The organism is Paenibacillus sp. sgz302164, assembly GCF_056120505.1.
The window spans coordinates 79,723-98,507 of record NZ_JBVYOL010000002.1 but is presented as its reverse complement, the minus strand read 5'-3'; the positions used below and the strand labels follow the sequence as shown (position 1 = coordinate 98,507).

Below are 18,785 nucleotides of genomic sequence, written 5' to 3'. Positions count from 1 at the left end.
ATGTGTAATGCCCCCAGTCATAGAAAATCGCCGATTGAGAACAGGAATTTATTTGACGCTTACACCCAACTGTATGTAGACAATGGCAAATCCTATAAGGAACACAATATTACAGAATAATGCTCATCCCCGGTTGGAATGCCGGACGTATAACATAAAGAGCTAGGAAACAGCCCCTCTGCTTCCTAGCTCTTCAATTAGGCGGTGAAAAATTTTTTCTATTTTTTACGGCTCAGCATAATCATCAGGTGGCTTCAGACACTCCGTTTTGTGTAGAGCCAGCAAAAAATCCTATAGCTCTAGATATTGCTGTCCCATATTTTTCGGCAAAGTTCTCATAGCTGGTTGTAAATTGCAAAAAGCCGCTCCCTTCAAAAGTGTAATATATGGTATCATCAGGTAAGAAAACCCTTGTTGTTATGCTGGTTTGCTTGGTGGACATGAACCTTGCTCCCGCTGCGCCGTTTATACCCCCAAAGAAACCGCCTACTCCTCCCGCTATACCAAGGCTTTTACCCCAATTTACATCGTTTCCCTGTGCCATATCCATCAAATTTGCCACAGTTTGCCCCACTACAGTTCCTACCCCATCAGATACGGCGCCTATACCGCTGCCCAGGACATAAAGCTGTTTCGAGGACATTTGTCCAACTCTGGATGCTGCTGTTGAAGTCAGCTTGCTGCTTACACCAGATCCGACCCCCCATGCTACTGCACCTGACACAGCGCCAATTCCTATTGACGCAAATATATCCGTCACAGACCAATCACCGCTAACACCTGCCTTAATCAGAGAGGTTCCCGCGTTTACACCAGCAGCAATAACCGAACCTGTCAGCATAGATGTAACAGTGGTAGACGCAACTGCACCTGCTGTAGCGGCATAAGCCCCCACACCTGTGCCTGCCAGCAGCCCTGCAAGGAAACCAATTCCAAGTCCCGCAAAGATATCTTTGGCTATCTGCCCTCCTGAATGTCCACTTACACCTGCATATATTCCGCCTCCGACAGCCCCTAATGCCGCCCCTGTAGCCGCAGTTATAGCAACAATTGTAGCAAAAGCCATTTGTCCGTCAGGATCAACCAGAGATATGGGGTCATTTCCTGCATATATATAGGGACTGAAATACTGCCCGGCAGAATCCATTGAATAGAAACGTCCAATTGAAGGGTCATACATCCTAGATCGGTAGTTGTAAAGCCCTGTTTGATTGTCCAGCTCCTGTCCCGTATACAGGTAATCCGAAATACTGCCTTCCCCATATGGAGTACACATCATACCCCCAAAAGGACTATATGCATAGGCGGCCAGTACCTGTCCGGATAAGCCATCTGCGACAGCCCTTACCGAAGCTTGATGGTCATTAATAAATAAAAGCTCCCGCGCATCCTTGTACTGCTTAATAAGCCCTCTCGGACCATATATATGACTGGTCACTGTTGTGCTGCCGTCCCCAAATTTGGTCAATTCAACCAATGGATAGTTGTTCAAGCCGTGGATGTAAAGTTTTTTACATGTAGATGTGGTTTTCAATACCCTCTGTTCTCTTCCGGCATATCCAAAAGAAACTGTATCCCCATCGGCGTCAGTTATACGGGTCACTTGACTGTTGAATTTGTTATACGTTAGCTGTTCAAATCTGCCCGGTACTCTTGCTATGGCTCCGTCAAGATTATATTCACAGCGCCCACTGTTACTGCCAATCATTTCGATCACTTTGTTGCTTCCGGCCTGGTATATATATTCAGTATTCTCTGTCACTCCATCATTTATTGCCAGAATGTTGTTATTGGCATCATAAGTTGTAGGAGTTACAGTCCCTATACTCCATTCATCGTCGGCTGTGTTTTGTGCTGTTCCCAGCCTCCCTAATCCATCATAGGCATAACGGTATTCATAGGATGGCGGAAATAATCCTTCGGTATCGAGCATCAAATACCGGCTTTCTACTGAGGCAATCCTTCCATTGTAGTATGCCGCACCATTGTATCCATTTTCACTATAATAGATTCTTTCCCTAAAATACCTGTCCTCCGTACCGGTTATCCACCCTGGAGAATTGTAGCTGTAATTCCTCTGAATTTTCATATCCCCAACTCCGTGTATGGTTTCAGAGCCGAGCATTTGATAAGCGGAATAGGCAAGTTCAGCATGGCAATTCGGTTGCTCTTCTGTTCCTATCGCACACAACCTGCCTATATTGTCATAGCTGTAGCAGATGTTGATATCCCCTGCGGGATACCGTATTTCGACTGCATCTCCAAGGTTATCGTATTGGTATTTTGTCAAATACTTCTCATTGCCAAAGGAAGGAGCGTATATGGAATAGTCGGTCACATTGCCGTTTATATCATACATGAATTCTTCCACTGACATGATCTCACCATTACTTTCCTGTTCATATACAGTCACTTCGGTCATCCTACCTATTTGATCCGGATTTGGATTTCCATCGGGACAGCCGGGATTGCTGTCATATACGTATTGCTTGAAATGCAGGTATTCCGTATCTGGGGGAAGCCATCCCGTTTCATCAGCATACTGCCAAAGTGTATCAAGGCTGCCATTATAATATGAAACTCCTACAGCGAGAACACGGCCTATCGTATCATACAGCCAGTATAAAATATACGGCCTGGCTGCTGCATAGCCCTCCGGGTTTTGCATAAATCGCAGCTTTCCGGAAGTGGTGTATACATAATTATACATACCGTTTCCAGGCTCAGAACCGGCATCCGGCATCCTTTTTTCTACCAGTTGACCCAGCAGGTTATACTTGTTTTGGATTTTCATGACAGTTTTGCTGCTCTCGTCTTGTGGTGAACGATACCAGTTAGGCGGCAAAATTGTTCTTGTAACTCCAGAAAACTCTGCTGTGTAGGAATAATGCTCTTCATAGGTGCTTATGGCATTATCGGCCTGCTGCGCGTTTTTAATCTCGGCAATTTGGGTTCCGCGCTTATCTGTTATACGCATTTGTACCCTGCCATTTTCATCCTTTGTTGTCTGGACAAGATACTGTCCAACCGGCAATTGGAGCGGTTCCTGCCCTGTATTTGCCTGATAGGTGATGGTCTTGTAATGATTGCTCGCCAGGTTGACTGCATAGGTGCTGCCCGGCTTTCCTACAGCAATTTCACGTCCCAAGGGTGATGCCTCATAGACTTTTCGTGAAAATGGATAGCCTTCATCGTCAGAGTAGCCATCACCACCCGGGCTGTAATAAAGGCCTACTTCTCCTCCCATTGTGCCATTTTCCCAGTTCATGACAGCAAAGTCTTTGCGATAGGCTAATACGGGTATTGCCTCTTCCGGTGCCAGCTGTGCTTCTTTTGTCGTACATGCCTCCTGCCCTATATCATCATAAACGACTCCCGATACTAGAGATTTTCCATCTATTAGCTGTTGGGTTTGCCTTGTCTTGCCTGATCCGTCTGTATATACTAAACCTGTAATTGGCTCTTTTACAGCCATGATATTGCTCAGCGCAACAGGTTGGGACAGCAAAAGGCCAAACCTTCCGGATATTTGCTGCTGCGCGTTATACCCAAATATATGGATGCCGTCTCCATAAAACAATAAGGTATTTTGAGACACAATGACGAGCCAGTTCGTTATTTTCATTTCCGGCTGCAGCTTTGTCATAACAGCAGAGCTTGATACAGAATAGTCGTACAGCTCCCACTGTCCTGAGGCAGCATTCCATAATACCTGCATACTATCGCCTATACGTACCCCTACATCCGTAATGATAGGTGCTTCTCTGGTGATGATAAATTCTTTTCCATCATAGTCTATGCATAGGACGGGACGGTCGGATAATTGTATCTGCCATTTTCTGTCCATGATCACAGGATGTATGCTGATTTTAGCTGCCAGTGAAGCAAATTTCTCCATCAGCTTTGGCGGCATTCCACCGCTGTTCATTTGTGCTATACAATCTTTGTCCATCTGTATGCTTTCCTTTTGTGACAATCCTTCCATACTAATACAGACACAATAGTTATTCTGATAGTCTGGCCTTATCATATCAAGACTTATGCTTTCATGTCCGAGATAGCAAAGTGTACCTTCATTTATTTCAAACTGCCCAGGGACATCAGTTTCAAAAAACTGCTGCCAGTCAGGATAGCTGTAGAAATCAATGTACCTACCGCCCAAACGTGCCTGAACTTCCAAGGTGCTATTGGGATACAAGGGATCAAATGAATGGTTTCTTTGCCTTGAATAAGCTGTACTGGAAACCTTCGCCATATTATCATCAGGCCCTTGTATGCCTATCGTCCTTTGATATTCATCAAATATATAGCGAATTACTTCTCTGTTTGAACCCAACTGGGCAAGTGTAAGGCAATAATCCGGATCATACACCATACCGTTGTACGTGCACAGGAAAGGTGAAAACCTTATATCATCCAAGAGGTAACTTTGGGTTGTTTTGTTGTTATCAAAGTAGATTTCAATCTCAAGTCTTCCCCCCTCCTCCGTTTGTGGAACAGCAATCCTGCTGCTTATATAGCTCCACTCCATACTTGTAGGTGGTATGACCGATATCTGTCTTGATATCTCCTGCTGATCTTTTTTCAGTATGACATGGCAGCCCGCTTCTCCTGTGTCGCCATCAAAGCCATCCGGTGTCTTTATCCAAAAGCTCACAAGGTAAGCATTGCTGCACCTAGCTATCTCCAGCTTGGTCTTGAGACCATCTAAAGCTGCTCCCGGCCTTATTTCTACACTGTTTTTGCCACAGTGGCCCTCACCTATCACCAATCGGGCATTGGCATCAAACTGCCAATCATGCGTATTCTCATATTCTTCGAAGCTGCCGAACAGCACCTCATCTGCATTTGCATTTACAAAACCTGCAATTGCCAGCATTTGTTTCTCATCATACTTTGCAACCTGTTTTATGCCGTCAATATCAATCATTTCGCAAAGCAAGCCTTTACTGGTCCGTTTTACCGTCTCAGCTACCTGCACCCATTGGGTAGGTATGCTTTCACTTTGGAATGGGAAATCGGGTGTGTCGGTATATGTACTCAGCATATACTGTTTCCATGATGCAGGAATCTGAAGGATTTCTTCGCCTGTATCCTGTTCCCATAATTTCCACGTTTCCACTTTCACACCGATTATAATTCCATCTACCATGCTTTTCTCCTGGATCACAGGAGTAAGATAGTTTAAACCTGTCGCAATTTCATATCCTTCAAAAAGGTATTTGTTTTCTGTGCTGATGATTTCCTCTTGCCCATTTACATTATAATTGCTTGTTTGCACAAGTGAATCCTGACCGTTTACAAGGTTTTGCTGGTATACCGCAGTGTTCTCTACCCCATCCGTTATAGCCGTTTCACCACGCATCCTGACATACCCGTTAACCAATTTATATAGATTCTGTCCATCCGACCTTGTTGTATATGCCCTCCACGAAGTGGTGACAGCTTCCACACACTTATCTTCATTGTTGTATGACTTTTTCTTGTATAGCATGCCATCTAACAAGCTGTAATAATTCTGCTCGTCATTTCCTTCCAAAGTGGATGGATATGCATGGGTGTTCACATCAGGCATAATTCCATTGAAATAATTGTAGACCGTATATCCATATTTGCCGGTTCCGCTTCCGTATAAAGCTTTTACCTCATAGTATTTTGCAACCGTACATGAGGGGTCTGCCAAAGCACTCTGGAAATTATACTGGTAGCTTGTATAATCAGTGTTATATCCGTCATTGATCGCAATGGAAGTTATCGGGTAATCCTCGATACATCCTGCTATATGGCTACTAATATATTTATTAAGCTGTATGCTGCCGGCTTCTTCAAACTTTTCACCTTTGGCATATAGCGCAAGCATTCCACCCCTTGAAGGTGCTTTGCCATTTAAATTTACTTCAATACCTGTTTGTATGCTTTCGGCTATTTTCCCGACAATCTGGTAATACACGGCATCTTTCATACTGCCATTCCGGTTGATATAGATATTCTCACTTCTGCTTACCTTGCCATCCGACAAGTAATAAGCCGTAGTGCTTATGGGATTACCCTCATCGTTACAGTTCAGGGCTATTATAATCTCAGGGGCACAATTGATTACCGCCCGGGTATCCACTATATTGGGCATGATATAAACAGGATTCTGTATGGGATTATTACCGTCCGGCTTAACCCAGTTTGTACCGCGATAAAAAATTTCCTTATCGAAAGTCACATAATCTGCACCAGCTGTGGGGTAGTATTGCAGCTTATATTTATATTTGTCATGCCACGGCATATCGCCGGGCATATCATATGAACCGGTGCCTGATGCAGGCTGGTACAAATGGTACTTAGCTACCGGATCGGTATGGTAGGCTTGATCCACTCTTGAAGACAAAATCAAATCCTCGGCATAGCCATACCAATTAAATACCATTTTGCTGTCCGAAGAGCCCTGATCCATGCTTTTCCCTTTCCACTCAGCCCCATTATAGCGGTATAGGAACGGGCCACTGGCAACAAGACTGTCCTCGATAATCCCCGTCGAAATCCAAGGCAGTATGGAGGTGTACATATAAAATTTCTGTGCTTGCGTCTGCTGCCGGATCGTTGTGAATCCTTCGTCCCATTGGAATATCAACAGGTTATATTCACAACCGGTGGTATAATAATAGCTTATATATGCAAACGCTGCCATGGACTGCCCTGCTGCCCACTGGTAAAAAGGACTGCCCGATGAATTTCTGGCCAGTTTTATCTGGGTGGGAGAGTACTGTGGACCATTATGCCACTCGCCTTTACCATCCCGGTAGAACATTTGCATTCTATTGTTTTGCGAATCATTTCGGGGGCAGTCCATAACAATGTAATACCCGTTTCCTGCGGTCAAAGAAACATCACTGCGATTAGGATTGGGGCATGCTCCCAAATCTTCCTCTATCCATTCTTTTTGCAACATATCCCAACTCAGTCTTGTCATTTTGTTATCCGGGGCATTCTCTGACGCGTTATATACAATAACGAAGCTGTCTCCCGCAACAGACTGCGGAAGCCATTTATTGTAATTAAAATTCGCTTCATAAGGCAGATGCCACTGTCCTTGGCACCATTCGTTTTTGTGAAATACAAAGACCTTGTTCAGTGGAAACGAAGTGCCTTCCGTTTTATACAGCAATGCAAAAAAATCATCTCCCGTTTGCACATTCAAGCTTTCAATATCTATGTTTTCTTGAATATCTCCACTGCCATTAACAGCCCATGACCATCCATACCATTTCCCTACCCAGGAATATACCGTCAAACGCATGATGCTGTTGTCCTCACTGTACCATATCACTACAGCATAATCGCTGCCATACCATATTCTTGGAGAACCTTTGCCCGGCCATGGGTTATCAATCTGCATGCTCCTGTCACACAGCTTCAGTACATTTTTTTCGTATGTGTATGTAACACTTCCTCCATCGGGATATGTGATTTTCCTGACGCCCCCTCTATGCTGATTGGGGTCATTCGTCCAGATATACTCAAATAGGATGCCCGGCAGTGAATTTCCATCAGGGTTTTTTCTCACCATATTTGTCAAATAGCGCTTATTGAAGTGAGGGTTGCTGCTGTCATCCGATACATTTTTGATGCTGAAATCAAATTGCACCGAGAAAAGACGATGCCCGTTTACGCCATGAACCTGGATGCTGTCAAGATACTTGGTCTCATAGCAATCCTGATAGGGATTGGGACTGTTATCCGGTACTTCCTTATGAGGATCAGCATACTCCGTGATTTCCTTGTCTCTATAAAAGTAAATGACCTTCCTCCCAAATACGTCAGTTATACTTTTCAAGTAGCACGCCTTTGTATATACCCTGCCACTTTCGCTTCCAACCTTTTGCTCTACAGTTTCGTACTCATACTGAATGGTATCACCCCAAAGGCTTGATGCAGTATGCATATTCCATACTCTGGGATACTGTTCCTGGCCATCTGTAAGACTGCTGCTTCCTATCCAGTTGCCCCAGCGCACCCCCCATTGTATCTGGTTCTGTCCACAGGTCTTATTGCCATTATTGTCTATGCACACCCCTCCGCCAAAGGAATAGGTGATTCCATTCTCTTTTATTACAACCCAGCGTTCAAAGTCGGGATAGTAGGATATTTTCCAGAATTGATAGTCTACCGTTTCATACCCCAGTCCTCCATCGTATACCAGCAACCTCTCATCCTTCGGTAGGATTTTATACTGCGTCTCATTCGCATAGTCGGTTACAAGCCAATTTTCATGTGCCTGCCGATAACATACCTTGGCATTAGTACCTATACGTATCCCGTTTTTATGAAATAGACCGGCTAGTTCATGTGATATTTTTCCCTCTGCCAGAAGTAATTTTGAAGTAGAAGGCAAATCAAACAAAGATATTTCTACTGTTGTCCTGACCAACGCCAGAGCATTTCCGCCCGTTTCCAGCGTGTAATTGATGTCAGGAGTCTCATAGGCATTGCTGTTTTCCCTGTAAATCCTGTCATATGGCATCTCCCAGCCCAACCCCATTATTCCGGTAGGGGCTTGTTCATTTGTTTTGTTTATCTGTGATTGGACATTGCTAAGATAAATAGCGGTCACATTGACATCCAATCCGTTTCTGCCGCTCAAGCTGACGATATTCTCACTGAAATTGACATCTCCACGAAAAAGGTTGACACTGTTTTTTATATCGCCGACCGATTTGCTGTCAAATTGGAATGTTCGTATTTCAGGTATCTGAATTTGATTCATGGTGTTATTTTTTTCTCCCATGTCAAGCCTCCCACTTAGCTTGGATACGATATTATAGGGCTCCATATGCTGATTACATATGAAACCCTATTATTATTCGCTGTGTACCTTATTTATTAATTACATCTCTACGACACACGTTATATTAATAGTACCGGTTGCATTGTTGCCGCTGCTATCATTTCCCTGACATATTGCCTTTACTGTTACTTGTTTACCTTTAACAGTAGTTTCACATTTGACAGTTGCCTTTTTTAAGTGGTTGTCGCTCCTAGGATATGAAAGTTGATACCCTTGTACAAACGCCGTTGCGCTTAACAATTCTTGTTGAAATATAAATGTGGCGGAATCTCCGTTGCTTACAGCCTGACTTACAAATACTATCGCCATCATATTCCACTCCTTTACTTCTTGAGTTATAGCAGGTTAGGCCGTCCTAGTTTATTCAAGCTCAGCCAGGCATAAAATATCAACATTTCCAGGTGCACGATTGTTGGAATCATCATACATCTCACATGTAGCAGATACCGATACATTATTTCCCGATACGGAAATAATTGATGCTTTGACTTTCTGTTCTCTGACATGGTTGTCACTATTAGAATATTCCATCGTATATCCTTGCACTAATGTACTAGCACTTGCCACCTTTGATGGAAACGTAAAGGTATGTGTCTTACCATGTCCTACTGTTTGACTCAGACTCTTAAAAGCCATTTCACTCCACTCCTTTTCTGATTTTATACATCAACGAGAAACATGCAGGAGGTATCATACAACTGCTATACATGTGATATCAACACTTCCATAGGCATAGTTATTGGAATCGTCATGCATTACACAGGTTGCGGTTACTGTCACCTGTTGTCCAGATATACTTGCAATTTCTGCGTTGACATTGATTTTCCGGACATGGTTGTCACTACTAGGATATCTCACAGAATAGCCCTGAATTCCCACGGTTACATCAGAAACCTTCTGGTTGAACGTGAAAGTGTAAGACTTCCCATGTTCAACATTTGCATTATTAAATACTAACGCCATAAAAACCTCACTCCTTTTTTTAATCAGTTGGAGAAACGCGAGGAAATCACTGCCTGCCGTCTCCCATTCGTCATTCGAGAGGTGCCGGAACATGTCGGGTAATTGCGCCTGCTCTATGCGGACGAGCTTCTCCACAATCTGTCCGACTTCCGAAGGCGTGGGATCGAATTGCACGCCGATGATCCAATACAGCGTTTGGCGAATCAGTTCCTCTCGTTCCAGGCTTCGAAGCTTCGAAGCGTCAAAGTATCCTTGCCCTCCAAATCCATCCACAACCGATGCGCTCGGCTGGAGTCTGGCGTGCTTGGCCTTCCAAGCGGCAAATGCGGTATCGCGGAAGGTCGTCCAGCTTTTCGACTGCAAGGCACTCAACAGCGCTTCTTCCCGATCCGCTCCCATCGCCACCATGATGATGATCTCCCCGTGGGAGTGTAGAATAAATACCAACTGGCTTGGTGCAGCCTTTTTTCGGGTCACCCCCCTATAAATGATGCAGCAGTCAAAAGTTATGTTAACTTAAGGGCAAGACATCGTACCGCTGCTCGTAACGATAATTATATATTCAAAAAAAGGAAAAGTATGTCAAACCAACTCACAGTCAGTCCTATATTTGGTTCAAGTTCTTAAGTCAGATGTATGGTGACCGGCAAAGTCACCGTCAGCACATTAGGCGCGCGGTTCATGAACCATACGCATTCGATCCTAAAGCCGTTATTGGACAGGTCACGATAACAGCGGAACATCGATCTCACGTCAGCCGTCCTGAATGCTTGGACGAATGCTTCCAGCAACTCCGCGTCCGCTTTGGATTTCGGCGTCGCTTCCGCATCATCTTCATATATAAACCAAATGGCATCAAAAGCCTTGTATTACAAGGGTTTTGATGCCATTTGGTTGTCTCGTTTTGATGTTATAATCATTCTCAAACTATCTTATAATCAGTCTCAATTTAGGTTATAACTCACACACACAGGAATTATTGTTTGGTCACACAAGCCGCTGCCGCGAAGCCTCGAACAGTAGCACCGTCGCCGCCATGGCGACGTTGAGCGACTCGGCCTGGCCCTGCATCGGGATGATGACCAGCACATCCGACAGCGCCGCCACCTCCGGCGAGACCCCTTTGGCCTCGTTGCCCATGACCAGCCATGTTGGCCGGCGCAGGTCCGTTTCGTAGCACGAGCGCTGCGCTTGCAGGCTCGTGGTGACAAGCCGCACACCGCGTTCGTGCGCGCGCGGCAGCAGCTCCAACAAATCTGCCTCCACGATCGGCAGATGATAAAGCGATCCCATCGTCGAGCGGATCGCCTTGGGATTGTACAGATCGACCGTGCCGCGGCCGATCACGACGGCGCCGGCGCCGACCGCATCCGCGCTGCGTATGATCGTGCCGAGATTGCCGGGGTCCTGGACGCCGTCCAGGACGACCGCCAAATCCGGCCCGGCCGCAAGCAGCTCCTCCGCAGTCAGGCCTTGCTTGGCTACAACGGCCAAAACCCCCTGCGGCGTCTGCGTATCCGAGCATTTTTCCAGCACAGCCTGGCTCACCGCTATCCGCTCCACATGAGCGGGTACCGCTTCCGCCAGGCTGCCGGGCAAACCTTTTTCCTTGCTGTAAATAACGCTCAGCACGGGTGCTCCCGCCCGAACCGCTTCCTCCACCAAGTGGTAGCCTTCGATCAAATATTTCCCCTGCTTGTCCCTGCCGCGGCGATCCAGCAGCTGCGCCCATTCTTTGACGCGGGGGTTTTGTACCGACATAATTTCAATATGTATCATGATCTCTACTCCGCAAAAGTCACTTCAAAAGTTTGAAGATCCGTATTTTTCCCTACGATGACCAAAATATCATGCTCCTTAAGCGGCTCTTCAGCGCTCGGCGGGATGATCAGGTTTTGGCCCTGCTTGATAGCGATGACGTTGCAGCCGTATTTGGCGCGAATGTCGAGATGCCGCAGGCTTTTGCCAATCATTTGCCGCGAAACTTGAACCTCCACGATGCTGTAATCGGCGGAAAGCTCGATATAGTCCAAAATATTCGATGAAATCAGGTGGTGAGCGACGCGCTGGCCCATATCTCTTTCCGGAAAAATGACTTTATCCGCGCCGATTTTTTTCAGCACTTTTCCGTGCAGTTCGTTCACAGCTTTCACTACGATCGTAGCAATGCCCATTTCTTTTAAAATGAGCGTAGTCAAAATGCTGGCCTGGATGTCCTCCCCGATCGCTACGATAACAACGTCAAAATTGCGTATGCCCAGAGCCCGGAGCGCGTCCTCGTCCGTCGAATCGGCTTGAACCGCATGAGTGACTAGAGGTGAAATTTCCTGTACGACCGCTTCCCGGTCATCGATGGCAAGAACCTCAAATCCGAACTGCGACAAAGTTTTGGCAACACTCGAACCGAACCTGCCTATGCCGATAACGGCGAACTGTTTCTTCATTCGCGTCCATCCTTCCCTGCTTTTGACATAAGTTCAATTATAACATACATCAGGCGGCATCTCACTTTCGAAAAAAAGCATAAAGCATGAAGCCGCGCAAACTTGAGCATATTAGAAAAGATAACGAAAGGGAAGCGAGGTTCTTGCATGAACATCACCTTAAGACAGGCTATCATCCAGCGCGTCCAAAATAAATCGAACGACGAGCTTCAGGAAATTATTGAGGAATCCATCGGCGGAGAAGAACGCGTGCTTCCGGGGCTGGGCGTTCTTTTTGAAATTATTTGGCAGCACAGCAACGCAGACATCCAGAACGGGCTTATCGACACACTTAAGGAACATCTGGAATAATCCGCGCGCCAATCGAGCCCCGGGGCCGGGCGCATAAAGCGGCAGCCATGGACGGGACAATCAGTCCTAAACTGCCGCTGTTTAATACCCTAAAAATCGTCCATCATCATGCCATTGTCCGAACATCTTATTTATACGGGAAACGTTTATGATACAAATTGGTATCGTTCTGCACAGACCGGATATTGTCGAGCTTTAAGCCTAATTGATCTAACCGTCGGACACGTTCTTTATTAGCTCTGTCCAGTTGCTGTTTTTCAGGCTGCCCTGGAAAGTCGTGACACTCAGTTAGGGCTATGGGAAACAGTGAGGCACTAATTGGAGGGACAGCCGCTTTTTCTGGGCGTTAGTCTCTTCTTGTGAGTCGCTGAACTGAACAAAATGGGCAGTAGACATCGTCGTAGGGAAAAACCTGCGAAAGTGCAGGTTTTTCCTCCGAAATTAGCTTATTTTTGCGAAAAGCCTGCAAAAGTGCAGGAATTTTTGCTAAAAGTGAACCTGAGCCCCTGTCCGCGCTGAAAAGCCTGCACAATTGCAGGAATTGTTCGTGGCCAGCGATCAAGGACGCAAATTCATGTATTTTTGCAGGTTTTCTTCGTACAGCCGGGCAGATTGTAGTTATCGCCACTAACGCGGGGGGGGTTCAACAGCCTGAATACTTTTAAAAATAACTACTACTGATACATGTATATTCAGTGTTACTCCGGCACCGGTTTATCCCTCGCCACCGCCTATCGCTCCGCATAAAAAAACACCCCCTCGCACGAAGGAGAGGGGAGTGTTGTAAAACTATTATAGTCCAGAAAATACCGGAAGGGGTGCAGGCTTTTCACAGCTGCTTTGCATGATGTAGTGCTTGCCTTCGGCAGATGCGTCATGAAACCCATGCATCGCTTCCAGTACATGGTACGCCAATTCGCCGTTCGCGCGGTGCGCCCCGGTGTCGCCGTCCAGCAGCGCATGAGCCATCGCGGCTACGCCCAGCCCGCGCGAGTTGTCCGTATAGCCGTGAGTCAGCGGAATCGGCTCCCAGTCGCCGCCGTGCCTGTGCAAATAAACCGGCCCGCCGAACGTATTCGGATCAGGGACGCGCAATGTGCCGCGGCTGCCGTAGATTTCGATATTCGGAAGCTTGGTGCCTCCCGAAATATCGAAGCTCGTGACCAGCGTGGCAATCGCTCCGCTGTGGAAATCAAGCACGCCGGCTACGTGCGTAGGCACTTCGACCTGGATTTTTTGGCCGTATTTCTTCTGGCTCGTAATCGTCCGCTCCGGGTAACTGATGCCCGCGGAACCCGTCACGCGGCGGATCGGTCCCAGCAAAGCAACGAGCGCCGTCAAATAATACGGCCCCATATCGAACATCGGCCCGCCGCCCAGTTGATAATAAAACTCGGGATCGGGGTGCCAGAACTCGTGGCCCCTGGCCATCATGAAGGCTGTCGCCGCCACCGGCGTGCCGATCCAGCCGTCTTCGATCAGCTTGCGGCACGTCTGAATGCCGCCGCCGAGGAACGTGTCCGGCGCGCTGCCGACAAGCAGCCCTTTGCTGCGCGCCTTCTCCAGAATGCGCTGCCCGTCCTCGCGGGTTACCGCCAAGGGCTTTTCCACATATACGTGCTTGCCCGCTTCCAGCACTTGCAGGCACACTTCCGCGTGCGCCGCCGGAATCGTCAAATTGATCACGATGTCTATGTCCGGATCGGCCAAAATCTCGCTAACGGAATACGCTTTGGCGATCGCAAATTCTTCCGCTCTCGCTTTGGCCCGCGCGAGGTCCAAATCCGCGCATGCAGCCAGCTCCAAATGAGCGAATTTCGGAATATTGGTCATATATATCGCGCTGATATTGCCGCATCCGATGATGCCAACCTTGATCTTCTTCATTCCAGTTCCATCCTCCTGATCTGTCGCTTATCTGACCGCCCAAAGCATCCCGCGGCGCATCAATTCAAGTGTCTGCGGCATGCTTACTATGTTCGCCTGGTGCCCGAGCGAGCAATAGTAAACCTTGCCTTGCCCGTACGTTTTCGTCCAGACCACCGGCATTTCCACATCGCCGAAATCGGTCACGGCATGCACCTGAATCGCCGGGTCGATATGCATGTAATATTTTTCCGAGACAACGACAAAATCTTCGATCCCCTCGGTCAAAGGATGCGCTGCGTCCTTAATTCGCACGGTATAGGTAACGCCGTCGTTGCCGGGATGGGCTACCCACTGGCCGCCGACCATGTACTGATACTCCACCTCGTTGCGGAACGAATCCCCCATTCCGCCGTGGCAGCCGGCAATTCCCGTACCGCCTTCCTGAACGGCGGCGATCATGGGAGCAAGCTGCTCCTTCTCGATCTTGCCCATCGTCCAGACGGGAACGATCAGATCGACGCTTTTCAGCCGTTCGGCGTCTTTGAAACTGTCCAGCGTGTCGGAAATTTCGACCTGGAAGCCTTCTTCGCGCAATACGCCGCCCAAAATGCCCGCTACTTCCTCCGGCTGATGGCCGTCCCATCCACCCCATACGACTAACGCTTGTTTGCTCATATCCGGCAATCTCCTCTCGTTTCTGGCCAATCTGTTTTAAACTTCGCTGATTCGCACCCACCGGCGCTCGGCGATCGATTGATCGACGGCTTCCAGCACTTCCTGACATTTCACGCCATCCACAAAATTCGGAACCGGCTGGCGGTCTTCCGACAGCGCGTTCATCAGCTCCACAACCTCGTGAAGGAACGTATGCTCGTATCCGATCGTATGGCCTGGAGGCCACCAGGCATCCATGTAGGCGTGCGAAGGATCGGTTGCCAGCACGCGGCGGAAGCCCTGCACATCCTCCGCATCGTCCGTAAAATAAACCTGCAGCTCGTTCATCCGCTCAAAGTCGAACTTCACGCTGCCCTTGCTGCCGTTGATTTCAAAAGCGTTCGTGCAGCGGTGCCCGGGAGCGAAACGCGTCGCTTCGAAGCTGCCGAGAGCGCCGCCGGCAAAACGCGCCATGAACAGCGTCGCGTCGTCGACCGTAACAGGCCCGCGGGGGGCATCCTTGCTGCCCTTCGCGCTGAGACCTGTCATCGAGGCCGGCATCGGGCGTTCTTTGATGAACGTCTCGCTCATGCCGATGACCTCCGTCATTTCCCCGATCAGGAAGTGCGCCAGATCGATCAGGTGTGCGCCCAGGTCGCCGTGCGAGCCGGAACCGGCGACTTCCTTCTGCAAGCGCCAGACGAGCGGGAAGTCCGGATCGACGATCCAGTCCTGCAGGAACCAGGCGCGGAAATGATAAATCTGGCCGAGGCGGCCGTCGGCCACCAGCTTTTTCGCCAGCTGCACCGCCGGAGCGAACCTGTAGTTGAAGCCGACCATGTGCTTCACCCCGGCCGTCTCAGCCGCCTGCAGCATTTCCCTTGCGTCCGCAAGGGTCAGCGCCAGCGGCTTCTCGCAGAACAGATGCTTGCCGGCCTTGGCCGCAGCAAGCGCGATTTCCTTGTGCGCGTCACTCGGCGCATTGATATCGACGATGTCGATATCCGGATGCGTGACCAGCTCGCGCCAATCGGTGACGTGCCCTTCCCAGCCGAACTGCTCGGCTGCAGTTTTGACACCGTTTTCATCGCGGCCGCAGATGAGCTTCATTTTCGGTACGGCCGTTTGCGGGAAAAACATATGTAAATCCCGGTACGCATGACTGTGCGCCTTCCCCATAAACTTGTAACCGACCATACCTACGTTAAAAGACTTCATTCCCATTTCCTCCTCTTCGGTATCGGATTCATGCATGTCCCGGAATTCTGTCCGTTGAACCGGCGAACCGCGGCCCCGGATAGTCCCCTGGAAATGTCTCAGTTGTTGTTCTGCGAAGATTGACGCACCACAAGCCCGGTGGGCAGCTTGATCTGAAAAGGCCCGGCCGCTTCGACGCCGCCCGGCACCTGCTCCAGCACGCCGCGCGCCGCTCTCTTGCCCATTTCAAAAAAGGGCACGCTCACGCTGGTCAGCGGCGGATCGCTCAGCTTCGCGGCATCGGAGTCGTCGCAGCCGACAACGGCAAAATCCCGCCCCGCCGCCCAGCCCCGCTCGCGCAGCCCCTGCATCAGCCCGATCGCCATGCGGTCGTTGGCCGCGAAGACGGCGTCCACCTCGTGCCGCCGCTCCCACAAAGCCGCAGCGGCTTCGTAGCCGCTCTTTCTGCTGTAGTTGCCCTCCAGCAGCCATGACGGCGATACGTCCAGCCCCGCTGCGTCCATCGCTTTCAAGTACCCCTCCAGCCGGTCCTTGCTGTTCGAATAAGGAGGCGAACCGTTCAGGAAAGCGATCCGGCGGAAGCCGGATTCCTGCAAATGGCGGACCGCCAGGTAGCTGCCCTGCACATGATCCGCGTCCACAACGCTCAGCGGCATCCCCTCAAAACGCTGGTTAACGAGACAAAAAGGGAACCTCTGCTCATGAAGCTGCTGCAGCGACTGGCGCTGGGCCGGCGTATCCTGGGAGCCGAGTATGACGCAGGCATCCACCTTCTGCGAACGATGCAGCCGGGTGTAGTCGATCTCATCGTCCGGCGACAGAAACATAAGCAGCATGTCATAGCCCTGCTGTTTCACTTCCTCGCCTATGCCGCTCAATATTTCCGAGAAATAATACGTGGAAAAAAGATGCACCTTCGGCACGTACGGCAGCACGACACCCAAATTGCCGCTGCGCCTGCGGGCAAAGCTCTGCGCGATCGCATTCGGGTGATAATCAAGCTCCTTGGCCGCTTGCAGCACGCGCTCCCTCGTCTTGGGCTTCATCGGCCCCACACCGTTGAATACCCGGGATACAGTCGCTTCAGAAACCCCTGCCAGCTCGGCGACCTCTTTTCTTGTTACCATGTCAAGCCTCCACGACGATTCCCTAACCTGCTTCAAAAAGGGAGCCGTTCATTAAAATGTACACGCGTACATTTTCTCATCCGGTTCCCGATTTTGTCAATATGCAAGGCGAAAGCAACACAATATTTTTTTCAGACAGCCGGATTTCGCCAATCAATTACAAATTGTATGTTTAATTGACTATATTTTTCCATTACCACCTGATTGTGATGTTGTATCCGTTTGCAGTTCGTTTTATCATTATTGAATGACTAATTATGAAGTGGAATGAGTGATCTTATTGAAATCAGTCGGTAGCCTGTTGCGTGAAGCCGCATCGAGAATGCTAGGAGCCGTCCTGGGAGATAAACGGCCTGCTGCCGCACAACATTCGTTCCAAACGGTACCCCGGATTCATCGCCGGAAAGAGCTGCTGGCTTTGCTGGATTCATCCGTCCGCGTCCTTCGGCAAGGAAAAGCGGCCTCTTTTCGGACTATTATACTGCTCGATATCGATCGTTTTCGCGATCTGAACATTTCGCTCGGATACTTGTCCGGCGATTTCCTGCTGAAGGAAGTCGCCCGCCGGCTGCTCGCCGTTCCTTCGTGCATACATGCGATCCGCTCCGGTGACGACGAATTTTTGCTGCTTATGCAGGCGCCATCCGAACGGCAGCTGGCCGCCGGCCTGGAACAGGTGCAGCAAGTCTTTATACAGCCGTTCGACATTGCGGGCGAAGAATGCTACGTCAATGCCAGCATCGGCAGCAGCACGATCGATATCAGTCCCGATACGCTGGAAGAAGCGCTCAAGCAAGCCGATCTTGCTCTTTTTGCCGCCAAACATACGGGGAAAAACAAGCAGGTCGCCTTCGACGGCATGATGGCGGTGCGTCCCATCCGGCAAGTCCGCATGGAGACCGAATTGCGCAGGGCGATCCAGAAGGACCAACTGACGCTGTACTACCAGCCCCGGCTCGATCTTTCGAGCGGTGAAATCATTTGCCTGGAGGCGCCGGTCAGATGGAACCATCCGATTCACGGGATCATTCAGCCAAGCGAATTCATTCCTCTCGCCGAAGAGAGCGGTTTGATCATACCGCTGGGCGAATGGGTGCTGCGCCATGCATGCCTGCAAAAGAAAAAATAGCTGGAACCGGAATCATCAACTACCAGTTGGCCGTCAACATTTCGCCGTGCCAATTTCAGGAGCCGGATTTTGCCGATAAAGTCATTCGCGTTATTGAGCAGACCCGCCTGGATCCCAGTTTTCTGGAATTCGAAATTACGGAAAGCTCGATCATGCACAACCTGGACAAAACCGTGTCGATTCTGGAAAAATTA

General features: G+C 49.0%; 12 protein-coding genes and 1 pseudogene. 3 read left to right on the top strand and 10 right to left on the bottom strand.

Annotated features, from left to right (window positions below):
* Positions 1-244: 244 nt before the first annotated feature.
* The 6 genes from AC0LWT_RS03955 to AC0LWT_RS03930 form a co-directional block, all read right to left on the bottom strand.
* A complete protein-coding gene (locus AC0LWT_RS03955) occupies positions 245-8,776 on the bottom strand; it encodes an RHS repeat-associated core domain-containing protein (protein WP_474679919.1) in 8,532 nt (2,843 codons plus the stop codon).
* Between the two features lie 99 nt (positions 8,777-8,875).
* On the bottom strand, positions 8,876-9,148 hold the full coding sequence (locus AC0LWT_RS03950; RefSeq protein WP_474679918.1) for a hypothetical protein: 273 nt from the start codon (positions 9,146-9,148) through the stop codon (positions 8,876-8,878).
* A gap of 48 nt (positions 9,149-9,196) precedes the next feature.
* Entirely contained in the window at positions 9,197-9,472 is a 276-nt protein-coding gene (locus tag AC0LWT_RS03945; RefSeq protein ID WP_474679917.1) for a hypothetical protein, read from the bottom strand.
* Between the two features lie 54 nt (positions 9,473-9,526).
* Positions 9,527-10,207: a hypothetical protein gene (locus AC0LWT_RS03940; RefSeq protein WP_474679916.1), complete on the bottom strand. Its 681-nt coding sequence runs from the start codon at positions 10,205-10,207 to the stop codon at positions 9,527-9,529.
* 579 nt (positions 10,208-10,786) lie between these two features.
* Positions 10,787-11,578 carry a TrmH family RNA methyltransferase gene (locus tag AC0LWT_RS03935; RefSeq protein ID WP_474679915.1) on the bottom strand — a complete coding sequence of 264 codons (792 nt, stop codon included), beginning with the start codon at positions 11,576-11,578 and terminating at the stop codon, positions 10,787-10,789.
* Between the two features lie 5 nt (positions 11,579-11,583).
* A complete protein-coding gene (locus AC0LWT_RS03930; RefSeq protein ID WP_474679914.1) occupies positions 11,584-12,243 on the bottom strand; it encodes a potassium channel family protein in 660 nt (219 codons plus the stop codon).
* 147 nt (positions 12,244-12,390) lie between these two features.
* Here AC0LWT_RS03930 and sspI point away from each other — a divergent pair, with 147 nt between their 5' ends.
* Positions 12,391-12,594: a small acid-soluble spore protein SspI gene (gene sspI / locus AC0LWT_RS03925; protein WP_474679913.1), complete on the top strand. Its 204-nt coding sequence runs from the start codon at positions 12,391-12,393 to the stop codon at positions 12,592-12,594.
* Between the two features lie 792 nt (positions 12,595-13,386).
* On the opposite strand, the gene AC0LWT_RS03920 is transcribed toward sspI, so the two are convergent.
* From AC0LWT_RS03920 to AC0LWT_RS03905, 4 genes are all read right to left on the bottom strand, one after another.
* Positions 13,387-14,481 carry a Gfo/Idh/MocA family protein gene (locus tag AC0LWT_RS03920; RefSeq protein ID WP_474679912.1) on the bottom strand — a complete coding sequence of 365 codons (1,095 nt, stop codon included), beginning with the start codon at positions 14,479-14,481 and terminating at the stop codon, positions 13,387-13,389.
* A 27-nt stretch (positions 14,482-14,508) separates the two neighbouring features.
* Entirely contained in the window at positions 14,509-15,138 is a 630-nt protein-coding gene (locus AC0LWT_RS03915) for a ThuA domain-containing protein (RefSeq protein ID WP_474679911.1), read from the bottom strand.
* 36 nt (positions 15,139-15,174) lie between these two features.
* Positions 15,175-16,335 (bottom strand): Gfo/Idh/MocA family protein, encoded by a 1,161-nt coding sequence (locus tag AC0LWT_RS03910; protein ID WP_474679910.1) that lies wholly within the window; start codon positions 16,333-16,335, stop codon positions 15,175-15,177.
* Positions 16,336-16,433: 98 nt separating this feature from the next.
* A complete protein-coding gene (locus AC0LWT_RS03905; protein WP_474679909.1) occupies positions 16,434-17,462 on the bottom strand; it encodes a LacI family DNA-binding transcriptional regulator in 1,029 nt (342 codons plus the stop codon).
* Positions 17,463-17,742: 280 nt separating this feature from the next.
* On the opposite strand from AC0LWT_RS03905, the gene AC0LWT_RS03900 reads away from it, so the two are divergent.
* Complete coding sequence (locus tag AC0LWT_RS03900; RefSeq protein WP_474679908.1) at positions 17,743-18,591, top strand: diguanylate cyclase; 849 nt, start codon at positions 17,743-17,745, stop codon at positions 18,589-18,591.
* Positions 18,552-18,779, top strand: a pseudogene (locus AC0LWT_RS03895) (EAL domain-containing protein); the annotation flags it as partial. The gene AC0LWT_RS03900 and the pseudogene AC0LWT_RS03895, both read left to right, overlap by 40 nt.
* Positions 18,780-18,785 lie beyond the last annotated feature (6 nt).

Excerpts from the sequence above, each read along its gene's own strand:
- AC0LWT_RS03955 (WP_474679919.1), bottom strand. The coding sequence starts at position 8,776 with ATGGGAGAAAAAAATAACACCATGAATCAAATTCAGATACCTGAAATA.
- AC0LWT_RS03950 (WP_474679918.1), bottom strand. The coding sequence starts at position 9,148 with ATGATGGCGATAGTATTTGTAAGTCAGGCTGTAAGCAACGGAGATTCC.
- AC0LWT_RS03945 (WP_474679917.1), bottom strand. The coding sequence starts at position 9,472 with ATGGCTTTTAAGAGTCTGAGTCAAACAGTAGGACATGGTAAGACACAT.
- AC0LWT_RS03940 (WP_474679916.1), bottom strand. The coding sequence starts at position 10,207 with ATGGTGGCGATGGGAGCGGATCGGGAAGAAGCGCTGTTGAGTGCCTTG.
- AC0LWT_RS03935 (WP_474679915.1), bottom strand. The coding sequence starts at position 11,578 with ATGATACATATTGAAATTATGTCGGTACAAAACCCCCGCGTCAAAGAA.
- AC0LWT_RS03930 (WP_474679914.1), bottom strand. The coding sequence starts at position 12,243 with ATGAAGAAACAGTTCGCCGTTATCGGCATAGGCAGGTTCGGTTCGAGT.
- sspI (WP_474679913.1), top strand. The coding sequence starts at position 12,391 with ATGAACATCACCTTAAGACAGGCTATCATCCAGCGCGTCCAAAATAAA.
- AC0LWT_RS03920 (WP_474679912.1), bottom strand. The coding sequence starts at position 14,481 with ATGAAGAAGATCAAGGTTGGCATCATCGGATGCGGCAATATCAGCGCG.
- AC0LWT_RS03915 (WP_474679911.1), bottom strand. The coding sequence starts at position 15,138 with ATGAGCAAACAAGCGTTAGTCGTATGGGGTGGATGGGACGGCCATCAG.
- AC0LWT_RS03910 (WP_474679910.1), bottom strand. The coding sequence starts at position 16,335 with ATGAAGTCTTTTAACGTAGGTATGGTCGGTTACAAGTTTATGGGGAAG.
- AC0LWT_RS03905 (WP_474679909.1), bottom strand. The coding sequence starts at position 17,462 with ATGGTAACAAGAAAAGAGGTCGCCGAGCTGGCAGGGGTTTCTGAAGCG.